We start from the raw sequence: 19,354 nt of genomic DNA on the forward strand, positions 1-19,354 counted from the left end.
CCAAAAACAAGAAAATTGATGACAAAAGAAATCAACTTTATTCAAAGTAGCGATTATTGCTGGTCCACTAACAGGAATTATTTTAATTGGGTTAATTGTTAATCAAGTAATGAAAAAGAAGGGCAAGGAGGAATAATATTGCATTTTTCCTCTTTTAGATGGAGTTGGATTTCTTTTAATAATTCTGGTTTTTCTACTTCTTAACAATTTTCGATTATTTTCAGTTTGGTTAGTAGTGTCCACAATTGGTGTAAATTAGGTTAAATTGGGATATATTTAGGTGATATCAGTTTTAATCTTTCTAATCACGCAATCAGATTCAACATTAGTTTTTTGAGAGAAATTAATTGGTTTTTTCATGCATCCCGCACTAAAATTAAATTATCGTGGTCAACATCCAAGAATACTTAAACCAAAAGTATTTCACCCAAGAAGAGAAAATAAAAGTAATTGACATTAAAAAAATTAATCAAGAAAGAAAAGACCAAGGTCTCACTGACTACAAGTTGGAAGGAAGTTCACTAAATTTATCTAAATATCCCAATTTAGAGAAAGTAAAAATTGAAGGGTGACGTTTGAAAACTCCCTTAACTGATTTAAATGTTAGCAATTGTAAGCAGTTAGTTTCTCTTGATTGCCGAGATAATCAAATAATTCAACTCAATCTAACCAATTGTGATAATTTAAAAGTGCTTATTTTTTGAAATAATCTACTAACTAGTTTAGATTTAACCAATCATTTTCAGTTAGAAGAATTATGAATTAGCAACAATAATTTTCCTCAACAGAATTTGTCTTTTTTAAGCCACTTAATTAATTTAAAAGATTTAGATTTAGGAAACTGGGGTGAAGGAGAACCTCCACAAGATATTTACAATCGTTTTTATGGCAGTTTAGAACCTTTAAAGAATATGAATAAGTTGGAAATATTGTATATTTACAATACTGATATTGATAGCGNTACTACTACTACTACTACTACTACTACTACTACTACTACTACTACTACTACTAATGAAGAAGAGAAAAAAGTTAACTTGGATAAAGCCAAGCAAATATTAAAAAAAATCGACCAGGCATTAAGCAAGAGAGAGTATAATAAAGAAATAGGATATTTATATAATGAGTTAAAACAAATTCAAACTGAGAAATTAGTAGCTCAAGTAGCATCTCTTAATCAACAAGTAAAAATTGCTGTTAAGCATTTAGAAAATCTAAAAGAGAAAAAACTGCAAACCCAAGACCAAAAACAAGAAAATTGATGACAAAAGAAATCAACTTTATTCAAAGTAGCGATTATTGCTGGTCCACTAACGGGAATTATTTTAATTGGAGTAATTGTTAATCAAGTAATGAAAAAGAAGGGCAAGGAGGAATAATATTGCATTTTTCCTCTTTTAGATGGAGTTGGATTTCTTTTAATAATTCTGGTTTTTCTACTTCTTAACAATTTTCGATTATTTTCAGTTTGGTTAGTAGTGTCCACAATGTAAATTAGGTTAAATTGGGATATTATTTAGGTGATATCAGTTTTAATCTTTCTAATCACGCAATCAGATTCAACATTAGTTTTTTGAGAGAAATTAATTGGTTTTTCATGCATCCCGCACTAAAATTAAATTATCGTGGTCAACATCCAAGAATACTTAAACCAAAAGTATTTCACCCAAGAAGAGAAAATAAAAGTAATTGACATTAAAAAAATTAATCAAGAAAGAAAAGACCAAGGTCTCACTGACTACAAGTTGGAAGGAAGTTCACTAAATTTATCCAAATATTCCAATTTAGAGAAAGTAAAAATTGAAGGGTGACGTTTGAAAACTCCCCTAACTGATTTAAATGTTAGCAATTGTAAGCAGTTAGTTTCTCTTGATTGCCGAGATAATCAAATAATTCAACTTAATCTAACTAATTGTGATAATTTAAAAGTGCTTATTTTTTGAAATAATCTACTAACTAGTTTAGATTTAACCAATCATTTTCAGTTAGAAGAATTATGAATTAGCAACAATAATTTTCCTCAACAGAATTTGTCTTTTTTAAGCCACTTAATTAATTTAAAAGATTTAGATTTAGGAAACTGGGGTGAAGGAGAACCCCCACAAGATATTTACAATCGTTTTTATGGCAGTTTAGAACCTTTAAAGAATATGAATAAGTTGGAAATATTATATATTTACAATACTGATATTGATAGTGGAATAGAGTATTTGCCAAGTAGTTTAAAAGAATTTCATTGCTCAACTAATCTAATAAAAGACGCTAAAGTAAAAGCTATTGAACAAGAACTAAGAAAATTTGGAGAACCAAATAATTATGATTTTGCTAATCTTTTAAAGTCTTGGAGAACTTGACAAGAAGAATTTGTTAATAGTTCGGCTCAACAGTGGCTGGATAAAGAATATCCGGAAGAAGATGAATGTCAAAGAATGACCACTGATGAGGGTTGAGATGGCAGTTATGGATGATACAATGGGTGCAAAGAAAGGGGAGAAATCACCAAACTAGATATTAGCCAACAAAACTTAAAAGGAGGATTAAGATTAAAAGGTTTTAGTAGTTTAGAAAAACTTGATTGTTCAAGTAATCAATTAACTAATCTTGATTTAAGTGATTGTCCAAGGTTAATCGGACTTAGATGTGACCAGAATGCACTACGTGATTTAAACCTTCTTCAATCAGTTGATAAGTTAGAAGTATTGCGAATTCAAAATAATCCCAACCTTTCGCAAGATTTAAGAATATTCACTTCTTTTAAAGAATTAACCCACTTAGATATTAACAATTGCCCTTTTGAAGGAAGCTTAAAGCCTCTTGAAAGTTTGAATAAATTGGAACAATTAAACATTAGCAATACCAACCTGAGAGAAGGATTGGAGTACTTGCCAGAAAGTTGTAAAAAAGTTTATTGTAATAGTAATTATCCTCATCAATCAACCAAAATTATGGAAGAATTAGATAAAAGTAGGTGTCTAGTAGAAGAAAGAAAAGAAGATGATAAATATTATGATCTTGATAAATGACGAGTAGACAAACAAAACAACATGATTGCTTCTATCATTCCTTTGGAAAGATTATTTGTCATTCGGGGTAATGTTAAGCAATTTATTAATAAATGGGAAAAGTCACTCGAAAATGACTGATACGATAACCTCAGAGACTTGTTGACAAGTGAGAAAAAAAATAATTCAAGTGAACTAAGCAAACTACAATCTCCTGGCGAACTACGAAAAGAACGTTGAGTAACTTATGGTATTCAATTCATTGGTCGTGGTTCCGCAGTAGTAGGTGCTATCCTAACCTTTCAGGATTACGGTGCTATTGGTGGAGGAATTTTAGCCATTTATCCCTTTACCGAATTAGCAATTTCCAGTATAGGAGGAAAACTTGAGACCAAAGGAAAAAAATGAAATGACTTTTTGGCAGATGCTGATGNAGATTAAAAGGTTTTAGTAGTTTAGAAAAACTTGATTGTTCAAGTAATCAATTAACTAATCTTGATTTAAGTGATTGTCCAAGGTTAATCGGACTTAGATGTGACCAGAATGCACTACGTGATTTAAACCTTCTTCAATCAGTTGATAAGTTAGAAGTATTGCGAATTCAAAATAATCCCAACCTTTCGCAAGATTTAAGAATATTCACTTCTTTTAAAGAATTAACCCACTTAGATATTAACAATTGCCCTTTTGAAGGAAGCTTAAAGCCTCTTGAAAGTTTGAATAAATTGGAGCAATTAAACATTAGCAATACCAACCTGAGAGAAGGATTGGAGTACTTGCCAGAAAGTTGTAAAAAAGTTTATTGTAATAGTAATTATCCTCATCAATCAACCAAAATTATGGAAGAATTAGATAAAAGTAGGTGTCTAATAGAAGAAAGAAAAGAAGATGATAAATATTATGATCTTGATAAATGACGAGTAGACAAACAAAACAACATGATTGCTTCTATTATTCCTTTGGAAAGATTATTTGTCATTCGGGGTAATGTTAAGCAATTTATTAATAAATGGGAAAAGTCATTCGAAAATGACTGATACGATAACCTCAGAGACTTGTTGACAAGTGAGAAAAAAAATAATTCAAGTGAACTAAGCAAACTACAATCTCCTGGCGAACTACGAAAAGAACGTTGAGTAACTTATGGTATTCAATTCATTGGTCGTGGTTCCGCAGTAGTAGGTGCTATCCTAACCTTTCAGGATTACGGTGCTATTGGTGGAGGAATTTTAGCCATTTATCCCTTTACCGAATTAGCAATTTCCAGTATAGGAGGAAAACTTGAGACCAAAGGAAAAAAATGAAATGACTTTTTGGCAGATGCTGATGGTTTTTTAGATAATTATCACGAGTTGCTGGGAATACTTGCTCCGATTGAAATTGATGAGTTGAAAGAAGAAGGTTCGGTAAACAAATCGATAAAAGATTTAAGTAGAAGAATTGAAAAGTTTTTAAAGGAATACGACAAAGATGATAACCATGAAATAGATGTTGATGAATTAGTCAGCGAACGAGAAAAGCTTGTTCAAGACTTAGACAAAGGCAAAGAAGGTAGTGAACTATGAGGAATTGTCAATGACCTAAAATCACTAGAAAATGCAATAGTTGAGTATCGTAAAGCTTCTTATTATGGAAAAAATGAAGTGAAAACCAATGATAATAAAAAGCCGGAAAATCATAAAGTTGATATGATGCAAGCTCAAATAATTCAAAAAGAAGTTTATGGAATTCCGGGTTCGAGTAAGAAATAAATTTTCAAAAGGAATTTTTTCCAAAGGTGAGCTGATAAAACCAGAGGTTGGAAAGGGAGAAAAACCTTGCTCTTCTTTGGTAGTTGCTCTTTTCGCTTATTGAATTGGCATGGGGTAAAAACTGGTAAATGATTTACAATTTAAAAAAAAGTAGCAAAAAAAAAATCCAGTCGCATTGCTCTGCTCTTTAATAATACAAAATCCCCTCTTTTCGCCCTATTTACTCCCATTTTTAAGTGAATTTCGCCAAAAATACTTAAAATCTACCTATGAGCTCCCCAAACCAATTGTCTCTCTTTGACCTTATCCAAGATTGTTATCAAATTGGTTGTCATTATCTCAACATTATTCCTTATAAGCAAGTAGTTTTCAAGGGATTTTATAGCGAAAAACTGTTTACTGAAATTTCTAATAATCAGCAAATTGCTCAATCTCTTCGTTTAAGCCTTAATGATCCGCAGCAAAAACAAGAATTTGCTGAATTGCTTCAGCGAGTGCCAAAAGAATTTGCCGGTCTAACTTGAGCCTTAACTAATGAAAGCTGAATTACTTTCAATCCTGCCTATTGCCAGCCACTTCTTCAAGGAGATTTAAGTTATTTGCTTTGTCACGAGATTGCTCATGCTGTCTTACATAATTTAGATATCTATTGAGGTCATTCTTCTCCTCATAGTGAATTAACGGCTTATCTATGACAATATTGCCAAAAGAAATATAGTCACCAACAATTAGTAAAATTACTTATATCATGATGAGAAACGAACCAATAATCAATCAGCAATTACGATCTGAAAGACAAGAGCTATTAGCTTTTTACAATCGTTTAGATGCTAACCAAAGAAACAAGTGGCAAAACTATTGGCAAGAGTTAACAAAACGAGATTTCCAAGAAGCCAAAATGGTTCAAGAATTAAACACTCTTTCGGAACAACATTATCGTCAATTAATTGCTTATACTAAACTTTTATTTTGGGCTTAAACCCCCCAGACCCCCCATTTTTCCACCAAAACCTTTCATTTTTACCCATTTTTAAGCAAAAATCTTCTCTTCCTCCTTTCCCAACCCGCCGATGCTCGCCCCTCGGGTTGACTCCTTTCCTCGCCTTTGTCGCTTTGTTCCAAGTCGGCTCATTTCCAAAATATTACAAAAAAACCATTCTTTTCTCCTCGTTTTTTCTCGTTTTTGTCTCCTTTTAGTCGGCAAATCCTTTCAACTTTCGCCGTTCAATTAATTAAATAAATAATTTATTTTTTTTATAAAAGTGAATGAAACAAATTGTCCGGCCAAAATCCTTTGCTTGCTAAGGGTGAATTGCTGGGAAAAGTGTGAGAAAAAGAGTGAAAATCCTTTCAATTTAAGGCAAAATCTCGCTTTTTCACAAAATTTTTTTTGCTACTTTTTTTTAAATTAGACAATAGACGGACAGATATTAAAAATATCTCTATGAAAAGCAAAGGTGATAATTTAGGAGTATTTTTAATTCAAAAGAGATAAATAAATCTCCTTTAAAAAGTGTAAGAAAGAAACATTTCAAAACTCCTGCTTGTCAGTGATGCAGCTCACCGGAAATTAGATTGGTGCCAGTGAGTTCACTTTGGAACCTAAAACCCCAAGAAACCCCTCGTTATCAAAAACTCTGGCAAGAACGCGGCTGACCAACGAAACTGAACTTATGCTATTTATTGTAAACAGAACTGCGAGTTAGCACACAGAGAAGTTAACTTGTGGCTGTGTCCACAATGCCACAAATGCTTAATTTACCGCTTGGAAAATAAGCTGGAAGTGGCAGCTTATGAAAAGTTGCCCGTGAATTGCTTTAAATGTGGGTGAAAGAAAAAACGCTTAACTAAAAAACAGCAAAAGAAAATAGCCGACCAAGTAATTAAGAGTGGGCTGACTTATCAGCAAAGCAATAAAACTGCTGCTAAAAACTACTTTGCTTGGTGTAGTTTTTGTGAAGGAGTGATAGTTGGCAAGCAAAAAGATAAAGGAGTTAAAAACCGCAATCAATTAAGGTTCTGGAATGATAAAGTTGGTGAGGAAAGGTTGATTTGTAACAAATGCTTGCGGAAAAATGGGGAGTTTCAGCAGTTATTATTAGGTAAGTATAGGGGAAGGTGAAGAAAGTATAAGAGTAGGGGGTTGATTTAGGTAATTATGCTCCCAAAGGAACCGAAACACTTTTTCCTCTTGCCATTTTAATCGGAAATTCAATCACAATCTTTTCATAAAGAGCAAGTGGTTGAATCTGGGTTTTTTTATCCTCTTTGGTGATTTTCTTTAATCTGATAATCCCTAAACTGTTTAGGGCTTGGCAATCTCTTCATACATTAGCATAATCACGATTAAGCAATTGGGCTAATTCTTGAATATTAGCGGGCTGCTTTGTTACTAAACAGGCTAATAAGTCCATTCGGGCTTGACTAGCTACTCGATAAATGGTTTCCAAACGGTTAGCAATCATTAAATTTTTTGGTTGAATGTGTTTTTTGCCGGTATCCACTGCTTCTCAAAAACCTTGAAACATCCTACGAGGGGAAGCTTGTGGGTCATATTTAAAAATAAACTTTTTCATAACTATAATTCAAAATCAAAATCACCAAAGTGTTGTCGCACCAAAGTTAAAAACATTTTTTCGGTTTCAGGACAAGAAATTCAAGCAAAGAATTTTTGCTTTTTCTTATCGTCGATATGATAATGTGGCGACTTACCAGGATGATTATCCAATAAAACAAATTCTTTATTTGGTTCAGTTAAATTAAAAGCAATTCATTCCATTTTGTAGCCTTCGGGAAACTCAGGTCAAACTTTATCAATGTATTGCCAAAGTTTCATACATAAACAGATTTCATAACCTTTATCAGTAATAAATGTTTCACTGATAGAATAAACCAAATACCGCTTTTGCTTCATTTATATATGTAGTTTTAGCACCACATATATTTAATTTTTAGGAGCAAAGAAAAAATTTGTTTATTAATAATGACAAATACCAGCATTATTTAAAATATCTCCTTTTCTTCTATTTGCGGATTACAAGTTTGACATTTTTCTCAGTTACACACTCTCATATTAGCACTTTTTCATTTTCTTACTGTTCCGTCAGGCTCTTTTTTTTCCCGTCAGTCTAGGAAACCGACATAATGCTTACCATCTATTTTAGTGCTTAATTTCTCTAACTGGTTAGTAGTTTCAATTAGTTCTATTCAAAAGGTATCATTATTATTGAGCATATTTAGAGTTATTATATAATGATTTTTATTCCTATAAAAAAACAATGCTGCTTAAAAATCTTATATGATTTGTTCTCGTTGTCATAAACCAATCACACCTGGCGAAGAAGTTCAAAGGTCGGATGGTTTCTTCTTCTGGTGAATGGGAAGTGAAACCGTGTGTAAAAAGTGTTCTATTATACGACAACAGCAGCAAAAATCCTGAATTATAGGTTATATAGTTTTTCTTTTGATTTTACTTTTCTTGCCTTTAATTATTATGTTGATTACACGAAGTATAAGAAAATAAAGTATTTTATTTATTGTTATTTATTAGCATGCTTATATAATAAGTTATTTTTTCAAAACTTTTCTTAGATACTTTTCTAAATCTTTACTACTTAAAACAACACAATTTCAATTGCTAATTAAGTTTTTCAATTCTTTTACTTTCTTGTCAGTGAAATAAGCGCCATCACAGATAAAAATAACTCTCCTATTTACTTCTTGGCTGCCATTTCTTCCCACTTCGATACAATGTTTAATTTCTTTGAATTGATTATCTTGGGCTCCGCCACTTTCCTCAATGTATTTATGAAAAGCATAAAGATTAATAACTTCTCCTTTGTCATTCTTAATAGTTCAAGAAAAGTCAACTGATTTAGCCGGTTTATTGTGGGGATATTCACTGCCTTTTCGCAAAACTCCGCGGTCAATATAGAGAGCATTTTTCCCACCGCTACTTAATTTTTGAAAGTTAGAAACAAAAGGGAATGAAGTAATATGCTCGGTAAGAATTTTTTCATAAATGTTCTGCTTTTTCGGGTCTTTGGCAAAGAAAGCCCGAAAATATTGGTAGCCTTTGGCTTTGGCAAAAATAGTGGCAAAATCAAAACCAAACTTGCGACATCATTTTTCAATTTTAGTGCGATACTCTTTGTTATCTAACTTCTTTTCACATTCTAGCAGGTTTTTTTTAACTTGCTCTTGGAGGGCTTTTTCTCAATCTATCATGTTATATACAGGCTTCAATAATTTTCCTCGCTAGTTGAAAATCTAAACGACGACGGAATTTACCATCTTTTCTTAAACCCCGAAAAGGAGTAAGCAAAAAATCGTTAGTAATTTTTCTGATTTGGGCTAATTTACTATTCAATAAGTCTAAACTTACTTTCTCTTTAACGGATATTCGGGTTAAATGGCGAGAACTAACTTTTATTTTTTTTTTAGGAACTAATTGAGCGTCAATAAAAGCAATAGAAGGAACTCTTGTGTTATCAATGGCACATAAACCAATGTTGCCGTTTTGGTCGTTGAATTTAATCTCTAAATTCCTTGGGGTAAAAGTAAGAATTTTGGCTAATTGTTTTTTAAGAGAATATAATTCACCAACATATTTGTCATTTTCATAAAGATAAACAGAACTGGACTTTTGCGGAGAAAATAAAGCCAAACATACCGGATTTTCGGTATCATTAAACATTTGGCTACTCAGTAAAGTATAAGAGTGTAATCTATCTAAAAATAAATCAGCATTAATAAAAGAAGCAGGGATAATTGCTCCCACATAAGCACAGTTTTTTAGCATTATTTCTAGGCATAATTTATATAAATCATCATATTTGGTGGCTAAGAAGTCAATTTTTTTGCGACAAGCGGAGTTTTTAGCAAGGTAAGGAGGATTAGTAATGATTAATTTGTAGCCACGGGGAAAGTCTTTAATTGTATCTCGCTTTTTCACTTCAAAACAAGCAGGATTTACATCATAAGCCACAAAGTCAAAATTATAGCCTTCGTCTTGGAGCATTTTAATTAGATTATTGGAACCGGCAAAGGGTTCCAAAACTAGATTATTGCTTTCTTTTAAGGCTTGATTAAATCATTCTTGGAAATGGGGATAACTGAATATATTTTGGATAGTGTAAAAGCAACCTAGTCTAATCTTTTCAGAGATGTTTACTAATTGGTTTTCTGAAAGAGTAGGCATGTTAAGATTTTATTTAATTTTTACAAAGTGGTTATCCTTGTTAATTTGTCTGCTATTAACGAAAAATTTGAGATGGGTTTATTGTTGACTTGAACTCATTTGCGGTTTAACTTTTAAATAAGAAACCCAGCCACTACCATCTTTTTTTTTATTTAAAAAGCCTTTGTAAGCTGTTTGGTCATAACCACATCACAAAAAAACTCGGTCATAAGTTTCATTGGTTTTAACGCTTTCTTGGGTGTGTACTCAAATTCTTATTTCTCGATTTGAGGTCATAAAATATTTAGTTTCTATTACATCATTAAAAGTCATGTTGATATCAGAATCCATTGCTTCGATTGGGGCTTCTATATATTTATCGGAATCTCGTCATTCTAGTTTAATATGTTTAAAGTCATCGGTAGTGAAAATTACATCATATAATTCTTCAAAGCCTCTGATTATTATTTCTTTATTTTTTGGTTCGTTCATTGTTTAAATTTTAATGGGTGGGGGTTTAACTAACTGGACTATCTTGGCTTGCGTTTGGTTTTGTTCTTTGGCTAGTTTCTGATAATAATTAATCTTTTGTCATTGGTTAAGCATTTTAGCAAAGGTTTTTATGTCCTGGATAAAATGATTTAACTGTTTTTGGGCGTTTTCTTTAACTTTTAGGGCTTGCTGATAAGCATTTTGGAGGTTGGTGAGGTTTTGTTCACTGTGGCTTAATTTGGCTGTTAAATTAGTGTTGATTTTTTGGAGAGATTGGTTGATTTGTTTTTAAGTGAGTAAATTATTCTCGACGGTGGTTCTTTTCTCCCTTTCACCAGCTAATTCCTGTTCTAGTTGGCTAATGGTTTCCTTAGTAGCAACTAAATCTTGATGTAATTGCTTTTTCTCAGTGGTTTCTTGGGCTTTTTGTTGGCGTAAATTTGTGTTTTGCTCGCTCAATTCTGATAAATCACTTTGTAAATCGGTGTTTTCGGACTTTAAATTGTTATTTTCTTTTTGGATTTGGCTTAATTGGTTTTCTAGTTGGTGAATTTTGGTTAAATGCTCTGCTGGGATTGGACTAAATGGTGGTAAATTTGGCGGGATGTTTGGAAACTCGGAAAACTCTTCTAAACTTACTTTAATTTCGGGTTCAGGTTGTGGCGGTTTGGGCTTTTCTAGTCAGTGTTTACCAGTTAGAATATCGGTGGTGTCGTCATCATCATTATAAATATTCATTCAATATAAAGCGGTAGTTCTAATGCTTTGGTGACCTAAAATTTTTTGGAGTAATGGTAAAGGTAATCCTGCTTCGGCATGGTGGATGGCAAATGAACGGCGGAGAGTATGTGGGGTTAATTCAGTATTAGCAGGAATTTCTAGGAATAAAAATGGAGTTATAAAGCGGAAATTAATTTTTTGTAGGGTAATATTATGCCAAATAACAATTTAAAACAGCTAATAAAAAATGCGAACCCAAAAAACAGTCTTTTGTTCAAAAAAACCAACTTTTTTTCAAAAAATCCCTGAATTTAAAAATTGCTACCAAACCAAATTCCGTCAACATTTTCGACGATTTGCCAATATTTTTTTGTTAAAATCTTCTTTGTTGGGAGTGAACCCAAAATAGAGTAGAATTAGAGTTATGTCTAATTTGTCATTAGGACAAATTTGATTGACTAATTTATGCGTAATTTTGTGTATCCCAACAGAAAAAAAGTTTTTCCCAAGAAGAATTTCTTACCCAAATCAGCCGACGAGAAATGTTGGAGCGGAGTTTTAGAGAGTTAGTTTTTTCCATAGTTCTTATATGCTGATGCTCATGAGTGAGAAGACAGAGGCAAGCCCAACCCACACTAAGCCAATTAGTAAAAACTAACCATGAAAGTGGTAATTAATTATGCACAGAGTAGTACTGTCCTTAATAATTGTCTCAACTGTTATCAAATTTTTCTTTCCATAGTGGTAAAATAAAACTCCAAGAGACCAAAAAGATAATTCCTCGAGCAGGATCACGGCAAAATTGACTTAATTATTGCTGACCCACCATATAACACTGGCAAAGATTTTCGTTATAAGACCAAGACCCCAATGACCCTAGATTAGGAGATTATGTGAAAGCTGATGACCCTTCAAGGCATAAAAAGTGAATGAAGTTTATGTTGCCTGGTTTGATAATTATGAGAGAAATGTTAAAAAAGAACGGAATATTAGCCATATGTATTGACTACCGAGAATTATTTAATTTAGGAAAAATGTTTGAGTTTAATTGTTGGTGTAAAATTCTATATTATTGCCTAAAATGATAAAAAGCATTATCTTAAATTATTTAAATCAGCAAGAGAAAAAGAGTTATTTCTTACTAAATACTTATCTAATTTAAAAATTGGAGGGGCTATAAGTATTTTGTTGCGGTTTGGCTGAAAGCATAACTTTTTTAGTAGAATAATATAACTATATAACAACATGTTTTTATATTGCTGTATTTTTGTTAGGTGTAAAATTATATATATGGAAAGAAAAGTAAATAACTATGACCATTAAAAAATACCGAGACAAATACCAAACCAGCAAAAAATCCCTAATCCAAGAAAACACTGAATTAAAAATAGAAAACCAAGTAATTAAAAGGCAATTGTTAAGTATTAGGAACTTAATTGATGATATTCTTACCGAAGATATTTTAGAAGAATATCAAGCCAAGCAAGAAGAGAAAGCAAAAAAACTTAAAACCAAGCAAACCAAATCAGAATTAAAAGAAAATGAAACGCAAGAAAAAGAACAAAACAATGAGGAACATAAGGAGATAAAAGAATAATGACTATCATTGCCTTTATCAGCCAAAAAGGAGGAGTGGGAAAAAGCACTCTTGCCCGAGCGTTAGCTGTCGAAGCCCAAAAGCAAAAATTAAGCGTTTTGCTGGCTGACTGTGACCAACAACAAGCCACTAGTTATCAGTGATTACAATTGCGAAAAAAAAGTAAATTTAAAGTAGAGATTTTTCCTACTGCTCAACAAGCATTAAGAGAAGCCAACAAATATGATTTAACTATTATTGATGGACCTGCTAGAACTAGCCATGCCACCTTAGAAATAGCCCAAAAAGCAAATTTAGTAATTCAACCTACCGGAGCCAGTAGGGATGATTTAATACCGGCAGTAAAAGAATTTAATGCTTTGGTTAAAGCCGAAGTTAGTAAGAAGAAACTATTGTTTGTTTTAACTCGCTTATCTACCCCCGCTGAAGCCAAAGCAATCCAAAACTACTTAAAAAATGCTGGTTATCATTATTCGTCTTTTTACCTTATGGAAAAAACCAGTTACAAGCAAGCCCAAAACGAAGGCAAAAGTATTACTGAAACTAAATATCCTGGATTAACCAACCAAGCCAAGCAACTAATTACTAGTTTGTTGGATTATTTAGATTAATGCTAAAACATAACTATATGTTGTTATATTGTTGTAATTATGAGTAAGTGAGATAAAATTAAAAAAAAAGATTTAAAATCATTAGGAGAAGCACCAGTCGAAGCCAGTGAAAATATTCAAGCCCCAGAATTAGCCCCCAGTGATAAAAGATTTACGGGCAGAAATAAGCGCATTGCTTTTACTTGTCGTCCGGAATTTGCGGAGGAATTAAGAAGACTGGCCTTTGAAAAAAATTGTTATCAGATTGAGATTTTGGAAAGAGCCATGGAAATATATAAAAAAACTTTGCTTTCTGAAAGTAAGAAAAGAGAAACCAAAAAACCACTCCTGAATCAATTCTGAAAAGTAAACTTTATTTGTGATAACTGTCAAAGAAAGTTCATCAGAGACAGAGTTTATTCTCCTGCTCCTGATTTAGACCAGTTAAACCAGTATCCTACTTATTGTGTTGATTGTAAAGAAGTGATTGAGGAGGAAAAGGAATATTAAAAGAATTAAGCATAGTTGGCACTAATGTTGAGAACGGCTTAGAATATTTACCCGAAGAATTTTTTAAAGTCAATATTACTGCTTCTAGATTAGGTTTGACCGGAGGCTATTTTAAAAAAATTTTTTACTGTTCAGGAAAACTGGCTGAGCAATTAAAAGACTATAAAGTTGAAAATAATCCTCTCATGAATTATGACTGACCACGTTGAAGGCAAGATAATGCTGAATTAATTGCTCTGGCTGNGATTATTTAGATTAATGCTAAAACATAACTATATGTTGTTATATTGTTGTAATTATGAGTAAGTGAGATAAAATTAAAAAAAAAGATTTAAAATCATTAGGAGAAGCACCAGTCGAAGCCAGTGAAAATATTCAAGCCCCAGAATTAGCCCCCAGTGATAAAAGATTTACGGGCAGAAATAAGCGCATTGCTTTTACTTGTCGTCCGGAATTTGCGGAGGAATTAAGAAGACTGGCCTTTGAAAAAAATTGTTATCAGATTGAGATTTTGGAAAGAGCCATGGAAATATATAAAAAAACTTTGCTTTCTGAAAGTAAGAAAAGAGAAACCAAAAAACCACTCCTGAATCAATTCTGAAAAGTAAACTTTATTTGTGATAACTGTCAAAGAAAGTTCATCAGAGACAGAGTTTATTCTCCTGCTCCTGATTTAGACCAGTTAAACCAGTATCCTACTTATTGTGTTGATTGTAAAGAAGTGATTGAGGAGGAAAAGGAATATTAAAAGAATTAAGCATAGTTGGCACTAATGTTGAGAACGGCTTAGAATATTTACCCGAAGAATTTTTTAAAGTCAATATTACTGCTTCTAGATTAGGTTTGACCGGAGGCTATTTTAAAAAAATTTTTTACTGTTCAGGAAAACTGGCTGAGCAATTAAAAGACTATAAAGTTGAAAATAATCCTCTCATGAATTATGACTGACCACGTTGAAGGCAAGATAATGCTGAATTAATTGCTCTGGCTGCTAATTCTCTCTCTGATTATGAAGAGCCAAGAGAAAAGTTATTTACTAAAAAACAAGAAATCCAGTTACAAAATCAAGAGCAAAAAATTAGAGACTTAGAAAATAGAGTTCAGGAACTGACCAACTCAATTAAAATGCAAAAAGAGAAAATTATTGACGCTTTTCTCAACTTCTTCCCAGAAAAAGACTTACTACAAGAATTAATCAAAACTCATTTAGAATTTAGCAAAGCCAAAAAGCAAAATCTTCCTGCTACGCGAAAACTTCGTAAAGAATTTAATCAACTTTATGAAGAACTAGAAGAAAAGTGAGATGAAGAGCCAATGAAAAGAGTAGAAATAGTTTTGGGTGATTGTGAAAAGTTAATTGATTGAGAACTAGAATTAGAAGAAAAACTTAACAACAAAAATTTATTATCAGGAGAGCCAGCAAAAATAAGTTTAGTTGAAGGTGGTAACTTAACTTCTGAAAATAACCAAGTAACTTTTTATAATGATTTATGAGGAGAATTGTTAAGTGGCAAGAAACTACTAGGAGAAAATAAACTGGTTCTTGAACAGATACAAAATGCTCAAATTCTCCACAAAGAACCTTTTGGTATTCCAAGTTCTAGTAAAAAGAATTAAAATCTTTCCACTTTTCTAAAACAACTTGCTTAATTTTATTCTTTTCCTGACAAAAGGGAACATTGAGTCAATTTATTTGCCCTCTTATACTCCGCAACTGAACCCAGTCGAATTGTGCTTTAACAATATTCGGAACAATATTGAAAAATCTCGTTCCTGAACCTATGAAGAATTAAAATCAGCAATTGATAGAGAAATAGCAAATCTTCAAAAACAAGACTTAACTCCTTACTTTCGCCATTGCTTTGAGTATTTTGATGAGTTAAAACAAAAAGCAAGAAGTAAAGAGCGTTTGTTATCTAAATTTACTCACCACCGAAGCAAACAAATAAGGCAACCATGATTAAGTATTCACCCTGACATTTACCCTAGTTGGCGATGAATGAAATTAGGAGTAAAACCTAGCTTTAAAAAAATCAAGTCAATTCAAGAAAAAGTAAAAAAGTGTTATGAGAAAGCTAAAAATGGTTTATAGGTCAATATTTTGAATTGTCTAGTAATTAATAAAACCAAATTTTTATTTTTTTTCGCTTTTCTTTTCAATGTAGGTTCGTAAGCATTTATTTTTGCCACAGAGGTATTTCCCTTTCTCTAGTTCCAGAAAATTAAGAGTTTCCTGACATTCTATACAACATTTTTCATTAGTTTTTTTTTGCTGAAATAGTTCATCGTTTTCAGTTTTGATCTCTTTGGTTACTCAGGAACAATTTTTACAAGGTTCTCAATCAATCAGGTTAGGACCGTATTTTTTAAGGCATTTAGCACAAGCTTGGGGCTCAGAGGAAATTTTTTTAGGCATAATGAAATTTTATCTTTTATTTAACTTAATTGTTTATTTTTTGTTAGTATATTTCTGTTATCAGGGTCTAAATTATCAACTACTGGAATTAAAAAGAATTTAGTCAAAAAATACTTAATCGCATAAGTTTCGGCGGAACCTTTGGCTTTGGCGATATCTATATTTTGTCCTAAGGCTCACAAGTGGAAAGTGAGATTTTCTTCTGGTTCTTCGCTGTTAGTGATAGTAGCTTTTTTCAAGTATTTAATTATTCATTCTTTTTCAAGTTTTTCTGTAGTGATTTGGGTTGGGTCATCGCTAAAAGTTAAGGTTAGTTTTTGGTTTTCGAGTAAAGGCTTTAAGATGCTTAGAGCTTGATATTCTGTAAAATATTCATAGTTTTGAAATTTATTAAACTTATTCTTAAATATCTGACTAACTTTGGCTTGAATTAATCCTAGTTTTCGATAAATGTTTAACTTGGTAGAAGTTGATTTTGAAGTAGTTTTTTTGACTTGTTTTTTAGTTTTAACCATTATTAAATTTTTAGCTTTATTCGAGAAATTAATCAGGTTCTGGTAAGTCTTCAGAAGTTTTTTTTGTTTCTTCTGTGGCAATATCAGTTATTAATTCTAATGAAGCACTTTCTCTATTTTTAATTCTTTCTCCGCCCTCAATTAATTTTCTGGTACTAATATTTAGTTTTCTTATGGCTTCGTTGTTAGTCTCAATTGCCTTAACAATTTTGTCTCATCTTTCCTTAAAAAGTTTAAGATTATCTCAGAATTTGGTAATTTCGGAAGTAATTTTATCCAAATCTTTATACTGTTCCCAAATTTTATTTCATAACTGTAATTGGTCAATGATAACTAGTAAAATTGCTGGAGAACAGATGGAAACTCTTTTTTTTAAAGCCACTTCAACAATATTATAATATCTTTGTTCATTAATTTTGCTAAAAATGACCTCTGAAGGAACAAACATAATAGCATATTTGGTTCCATCTTCATCGGAAACATACTCAGCTACTTTGTTAATGTGTTCTTTTACATCATTTTCAAACTTCTTCTCAAATTCTTTTTGTTCTTTTTCTGTTAAATTGCTATCTGTTGAAGTGAGATAATTTTTGAGCGGGAATTTACTATCAATAGCAATATTATTTCTATTATCTGCACTAAATACAATAGCATCTACTCTTAAGCCTTCTCCGTTGGTTCTTTTTTTCTTTAATTTAAATTCTGTTTGGTAAATCCTGTCATTTTTCTGTAGATATAAAGATAGCAATTGGTCTAATTGGGTATTTCCTCATCTTCCTCGTTCATCGGATTGTAAAAGAACATTATTAAGTCTTTCCAAAGGTTGTGATATTCCCTTGTTTAAATTTTCTAAATGGGTTTTTATTAGTTGTTGATTACTATTAAGGCGAGTTTCTAAATCCTTATTAATTTTCTCTGTTAACTCTTTATTTTTTTCATGGAATAGCTTTTGTTGATTGGCAATTTCTCCTTTAATGCTTTTGTCAACATTTTCCAATAAAGTTTTATTTACTTCCTTGCTAGTTTCTAATTTTTGGGAAAGTTGTTCTATTTTTTCTTTTAACTCAAAGATGGTCTTTTTGGTTTCTTCATTGTTTTCTTCGAATTTGCTAGTTTCTTTTTGTTTGTTAAGAGAATCAAGATAAAGTTTGAATTGTTTTTCCTGTTTTTTAGGCAGCAGGAAGAAGAATAGCCATACTAGACCAATAATTAATAGAACAATGATTATTATTAACAAGGTTAGTGGTAGAACATCCATATTAGATATGAGAAGTTGTTTTATCTCTTTTTACTTACTTTTCAAAACCCCTTGCTAACCTTAAAACTAACTCTATTAGTTGGTTTAGCACTTTTAATTAATTGTTGCTTTTTCCCTTTACATTTAGCACAATTTCTTGTTTTAGCTACCAAATTACGAAAAGTGTTTGATTTAGAGTAAAATCCAACTCCTTTTCCTTTATTAGCCTGTTTAAACTTCTCTAATTCTCTTTGGTGTTCATCACAATTTTTATTACCTTTGGGCTGGGTTGTGTTTCTTTTTAAAGTGAAATAACCTTTAAAGTTAATATTCTCACCCTGAACTAACTTTTGCTGAATAGTTTCTAAGAAAGCCGTTAATACTTTTTTCGTAGTATCCTCATTGCCGATTTTACTTTTTTTGTTTACTTCTTTATTAATTTGGGTAATTCCTAACATAATAGAAGTTTTTACTTTCTTTTCTTTGGTTTTATTGCGTTAGTTTTAAACTCCATCGCCCAAACTGTCCCAGTGTGCCAGTTTCCCCGATACCCCAAATTATTCCCTACGGGTAATTTTCCCTTTTTCAAGGATTTTCTTTATCGTCTAATTTCATATCAATTTTAATAAGAAAATTTTGCGAACCCCTGTTGGTTTTTTATGAATAAAAAAGTGAAAAAAATCCTCAGCAAGTTCATATTTTTTCCAGTTCGCCCCACCCTTGGGGCCAACGCCAAGTCTCATACGGCGACGCCTGAAATTCACTCATGAAAATAGATATGAACGATAAAAAAAATCAAAATAACGGGGCTTCTCTCCCTCAGGAGAAAAAAACCCAATTGGAAATCCAAATTGCTGAGTTACAGCAGCAAGAACAGCAAACCCAAAAGCAGTTAAAAACTTGTCAAATCAAAGCCAAAAAAGCGAACAATTTAGCCAATTGTTTAGAAACAGCGGATAAATTTGGCAAACAATTCTTAGCCGATTTGGCAGAAAGAGAAAAAGCCAAAAAGCAACCCGATAATAATTGGTTAGAGTATCTTCTCAAAAACAAAGTTGAATTTGCTTTTAAATTTGCGATTGGAATTGAAACCTTTGCTAAATTGGTCAGCGAGAGTGTGGAAAGACAACACCGAATTTTACAACTTGAATTAGACCATATTCAAAGCCAACTCCAATATGAAGAAAGAAAATTCGCTCGTTTAGAAGCTAGACGACAAGGAAAAGTGCTTTTGGAGTGTGAATATCGCAAGAGTATTGGTTGTTTTGGTGAGTATCAGTGTCAGAATTGTCAAGTCAACTACTCGGTGAGTGAGAATAACCAATTGAAAGGAGGTTCCTACTAA

Annotated in this window: 22 protein-coding genes and 1 pseudogene; 10 read left to right on the forward strand and 13 right to left on the reverse strand. The window is 32.0% G+C overall.

Features of this window, described 5'->3' with window-relative positions:
- Nucleotides 1-5,022 precede the first annotated feature (5,022 nt).
- Both GvMRE_RS08050 and GvMRE_RS08055 read left to right on the forward strand, forming a co-directional pair.
- A complete protein-coding gene (locus tag GvMRE_RS08050; protein WP_147410696.1) occupies nt 5,023-5,523 on the forward strand; it encodes a SprT family zinc-dependent metalloprotease in 501 nt (166 codons plus the stop codon).
- Nucleotides 5,502-5,732 carry a hypothetical protein gene (locus GvMRE_RS08055; protein WP_147410697.1) on the forward strand — a complete coding sequence of 77 codons (231 nt, stop codon included), beginning with the start codon at nt 5,502-5,504 and terminating at the stop codon, nt 5,730-5,732. Before GvMRE_RS08050 ends, GvMRE_RS08055 begins: the two co-directional genes overlap by 22 nt.
- Nucleotides 5,733-5,783: 51 nt before the next feature.
- Here the strand turns inward: GvMRE_RS08055 and GvMRE_RS08060 are convergent, their stop codons facing one another.
- A complete protein-coding gene (locus GvMRE_RS08060) occupies nt 5,784-5,981 on the reverse strand; it encodes a hypothetical protein (protein ID WP_147410698.1) in 198 nt (65 codons plus the stop codon).
- A 537-nt stretch (nt 5,982-6,518) separates the two neighbouring features.
- On the opposite strand from GvMRE_RS08060, the gene GvMRE_RS08065 reads away from it, so the two are divergent.
- On the forward strand, nt 6,519-6,905 hold the full coding sequence (locus GvMRE_RS08065) for a hypothetical protein (protein WP_147410699.1): 387 nt from the start codon (nt 6,519-6,521) through the stop codon (nt 6,903-6,905).
- A 4-nt stretch (nt 6,906-6,909) separates the two neighbouring features.
- On the opposite strand, the gene GvMRE_RS08070 is transcribed toward GvMRE_RS08065, so the two are convergent.
- The 8 genes and pseudogenes from GvMRE_RS08070 to GvMRE_RS14475 form a co-directional block, all read right to left on the reverse strand.
- Nucleotides 6,910-7,329: an HVO_A0114 family putative DNA-binding protein gene (locus GvMRE_RS08070; RefSeq protein WP_147410700.1), complete on the reverse strand. Its 420-nt coding sequence runs from the start codon at nt 7,327-7,329 to the stop codon at nt 6,910-6,912.
- Between the two features lie 2 nt (nt 7,330-7,331).
- Nucleotides 7,332-7,667: a hypothetical protein gene (locus GvMRE_RS08075; protein WP_147410701.1), complete on the reverse strand. Its 336-nt coding sequence runs from the start codon at nt 7,665-7,667 to the stop codon at nt 7,332-7,334.
- Nucleotides 7,668-7,756: 89 nt separating this feature from the next.
- Complete coding sequence (locus GvMRE_RS08080; protein ID WP_147410702.1) at nt 7,757-7,987, reverse strand: hypothetical protein; 231 nt, start codon at nt 7,985-7,987, stop codon at nt 7,757-7,759.
- A gap of 333 nt (nt 7,988-8,320) precedes the next feature.
- The gene (locus GvMRE_RS08085; protein WP_147410703.1) at nt 8,321-8,980 is read right to left on the reverse strand and encodes a hypothetical protein; all 660 of its coding nucleotides are present in this window, start codon (nt 8,978-8,980) and stop codon (nt 8,321-8,323) included.
- A gap of 1 nt (nt 8,981) precedes the next feature.
- Nucleotides 8,982-9,953 carry an Eco57I restriction-modification methylase domain-containing protein gene (locus GvMRE_RS08090; RefSeq protein WP_147410704.1) on the reverse strand — a complete coding sequence of 324 codons (972 nt, stop codon included), beginning with the start codon at nt 9,951-9,953 and terminating at the stop codon, nt 8,982-8,984.
- A 78-nt stretch (nt 9,954-10,031) separates the two neighbouring features.
- Nucleotides 10,032-10,424: a hypothetical protein gene (locus GvMRE_RS08095; protein WP_147410705.1), complete on the reverse strand. Its 393-nt coding sequence runs from the start codon at nt 10,422-10,424 to the stop codon at nt 10,032-10,034.
- A 288-nt stretch (nt 10,425-10,712) separates the two neighbouring features.
- The gene (locus tag GvMRE_RS08100) at nt 10,713-11,162 is read right to left on the reverse strand and encodes a hypothetical protein (RefSeq protein ID WP_147410706.1); all 450 of its coding nucleotides are present in this window, start codon (nt 11,160-11,162) and stop codon (nt 10,713-10,715) included.
- Between the two features lie 15 nt (nt 11,163-11,177).
- Nucleotides 11,178-11,372 (reverse strand): annotated as a pseudogene (locus tag GvMRE_RS14475) (tyrosine-type recombinase/integrase); the annotation flags it as partial.
- 1,084 nt (nt 11,373-12,456) lie between these two features.
- Between GvMRE_RS14475 and GvMRE_RS08110 the strand changes: the two are divergent.
- The 6 genes from GvMRE_RS08110 (at nt 12,457) to GvMRE_RS08135 (ending at nt 15,933) form a co-directional block, all read left to right on the forward strand.
- The gene (locus GvMRE_RS08110; RefSeq protein ID WP_147410707.1) at nt 12,457-12,741 is read left to right on the forward strand and encodes a hypothetical protein; all 285 of its coding nucleotides are present in this window, start codon (nt 12,457-12,459) and stop codon (nt 12,739-12,741) included.
- Complete coding sequence (locus GvMRE_RS08115; protein WP_216361633.1) at nt 12,741-13,352, forward strand: ParA family protein; 612 nt, start codon at nt 12,741-12,743, stop codon at nt 13,350-13,352. Before GvMRE_RS08110 ends, GvMRE_RS08115 begins: the two co-directional genes overlap by 1 nt.
- Before the next feature lie 39 nt (nt 13,353-13,391).
- Complete coding sequence (locus GvMRE_RS08120) at nt 13,392-13,841, forward strand: hypothetical protein (RefSeq protein WP_147410709.1); 450 nt, start codon at nt 13,392-13,394, stop codon at nt 13,839-13,841.
- A gap of 298 nt (nt 13,842-14,139) precedes the next feature.
- Nucleotides 14,140-14,589, forward strand: a complete 450-nt coding sequence (locus GvMRE_RS08125) for a hypothetical protein (protein ID WP_147410709.1) — start codon at nt 14,140-14,142, stop codon at nt 14,587-14,589.
- 185 nt (nt 14,590-14,774) lie between these two features.
- On the forward strand, nt 14,775-15,458 hold the full coding sequence (locus GvMRE_RS08130) for a hypothetical protein (protein WP_147410710.1): 684 nt from the start codon (nt 14,775-14,777) through the stop codon (nt 15,456-15,458).
- Nucleotides 15,459-15,483: 25 nt separating this feature from the next.
- Complete coding sequence (locus tag GvMRE_RS08135) at nt 15,484-15,933, forward strand: transposase (RefSeq protein ID WP_147410711.1); 450 nt, start codon at nt 15,484-15,486, stop codon at nt 15,931-15,933.
- A gap of 42 nt (nt 15,934-15,975) precedes the next feature.
- On the opposite strand, the gene GvMRE_RS08140 is transcribed toward GvMRE_RS08135, so the two are convergent.
- Genes GvMRE_RS08140 through GvMRE_RS08155 form a run of 4 tightly spaced genes read right to left on the reverse strand, consistent with a single transcriptional unit; the run spans nt 15,976 to nt 18,467 of the window.
- On the reverse strand, nt 15,976-16,257 hold the full coding sequence (locus GvMRE_RS08140) for a hypothetical protein (RefSeq protein WP_147410712.1): 282 nt from the start codon (nt 16,255-16,257) through the stop codon (nt 15,976-15,978).
- A gap of 20 nt (nt 16,258-16,277) precedes the next feature.
- The gene (locus GvMRE_RS08145; RefSeq protein WP_147410713.1) at nt 16,278-16,772 is read right to left on the reverse strand and encodes an ERF family protein; all 495 of its coding nucleotides are present in this window, start codon (nt 16,770-16,772) and stop codon (nt 16,278-16,280) included.
- A gap of 28 nt (nt 16,773-16,800) precedes the next feature.
- Nucleotides 16,801-18,030: a DNA recombination protein RmuC gene (gene rmuC, locus GvMRE_RS08150; RefSeq protein WP_147410714.1), complete on the reverse strand. Its 1,230-nt coding sequence runs from the start codon at nt 18,028-18,030 to the stop codon at nt 16,801-16,803.
- Between the two features lie 20 nt (nt 18,031-18,050).
- Nucleotides 18,051-18,467 (reverse strand): HU family DNA-binding protein, encoded by a 417-nt coding sequence (locus GvMRE_RS08155; RefSeq protein WP_147410715.1) that lies wholly within the window; start codon nt 18,465-18,467, stop codon nt 18,051-18,053.
- A 320-nt stretch (nt 18,468-18,787) separates the two neighbouring features.
- Between GvMRE_RS08155 and GvMRE_RS08160 the strand changes: the two genes are divergently transcribed.
- Nucleotides 18,788-19,354, forward strand: a complete 567-nt coding sequence (locus GvMRE_RS08160; protein WP_147410716.1) for a hypothetical protein — start codon at nt 18,788-18,790, stop codon at nt 19,352-19,354.

The organism is endosymbiont GvMRE of Glomus versiforme, from assembly GCF_003546845.1.